We start from the raw sequence: 1,436 nt of genomic DNA on the forward strand, positions 1-1,436 counted from the left end.
CGCATCCGTCTCGACGTGGCGCTGGAGGAGAACGCGGAGCTGCGCGAGGAGATCGCCCGGCTGTGCAGCCTCCTTGGCCGAAACGTCCAGGCCGTGCCTGCCGGCATGCCGCCTGTTTCCGAGCCCGTCCCAGCGCCGCCACCAGCCGGAGCCGGTGGGCTGCCGTATGCAGATGCCTTCTCCAGCGCCGAAGCGAAGATCGTCCTGTTCAAGGCCCTGTTCGCAGGCCGCGAGGACGTTTGCGCCAAGCGGTGGGTGAGCGCCAAGTCCGGCCGGACCGGCTGGAGCCCGGCCGAGGACAACCCGTTCAACAAGAGCAAAGACGAGGACCGGGGGTTCTGACCGTTGACGGACGAGGCCGTCTACCGCCATCTTGACCCGACCCGGCAGGGCCGCAGCGAGCTGCACATCGGGCTGTCCCCGCTGCTGGCCGACGACACCTGCCACCTGTTGGCGTGCGACTTCGACGGCAAGGACGGCAGCGACCGGCGCGCCGCCGCGAGCGAGTACGTCACGGCCTGCCACGAGGCGCAGGTCCCCACCGTTCTCGAGATCTCCCGGTCCGGGAAGAGCGCGCATGTGTGGACGTTCTTCACCGCCCAGGTCGCGGCGGCCACCGCCCGCGCCCTGGGGATGGCGCTGCTGCGCCAGGCGATCGACGCCCGCGGGCAGATGGCGCTGTCCAGCTACGACCGGCTCTTCCCCGCCCAGGACTTCCTACCGACCCAGGCCAAGGGGAGCTTCCGGTTCGGCAATATGCCGGTGACTTAGCGTGTTTACGCAGGCCAGCGGCTGCGTCACATGCGGATTGCTATCCGCGTGCGCCGCTTCGGGCCGGGCGCATCGCCCTATATGGGTGGTTGCTGCACGAAGGCCGGACCGGCAACGGTCGACAAACCTCGACAGCGGCCGCCCGGACATTTCGTGGCCAGCGAGCGCGATGACGCCCGGTACCAGGGTCACCATGGTCCAGGACCCGTCCCGGCCAGGCCCGTGGCAGGCCGAGTTCCAAGGGGTGATCAACGATTTCCAGCCGCCCGCACCCGTTCGGCGCTCCACGGCACAGGAGGGCGAGCTGGCCTACTGGGTCGTGTTCGACAGTCCCCAGTACGACAGTGACGGCTGCGGCCCGTACTACAAAGCCCAGATCTGGATCGCTAGCTGAAACCGGTCTCATGTAGTTGACGGGCACAGGTGTGGCCCGGGTGCACCGGGCCACACCTTCAGCATCCTGACAGGTCGCGCGCCTCGGTCCACCGAGGGACCACCTGCCCAGTACGCATACGGCTGTGGTCCCGAACACGCAGGTGTTCGGGACCACAGCCGTTCAAGCGGGCAGGTTGAAGTTTCCCCGTGATCTTGGACACTCGTCGGTTATGCCGCGAGGGCGTGTTGATGCCGCTGCCTGGTCTCGGCCGGGGTGAGGTAGCCGAGGG

General features: G+C 68.2%; 1 protein-coding gene and 1 pseudogene. Both read left to right on the top strand.

The features are described 5' to 3' along the window. Window positions 1–105: 105 nt before the first annotated feature. Window positions 106–771: pseudogene (locus ACWGKT_RS48440) on the top strand (TOTE conflict system archaeo-eukaryotic primase domain-containing protein). A 169-nt stretch (window positions 772–940) separates the two neighbouring features. Further along, window positions 941–1,165, top strand: coding sequence for a ferrous iron transport protein A (locus tag ACWGKT_RS48445; protein WP_453278813.1), 225 nt, complete (start codon window positions 941–943; stop codon window positions 1,163–1,165). Window positions 1,166–1,436 lie beyond the last annotated feature (271 nt).

This window comes from Streptomyces sp. NPDC054794 (assembly GCF_053611585.1).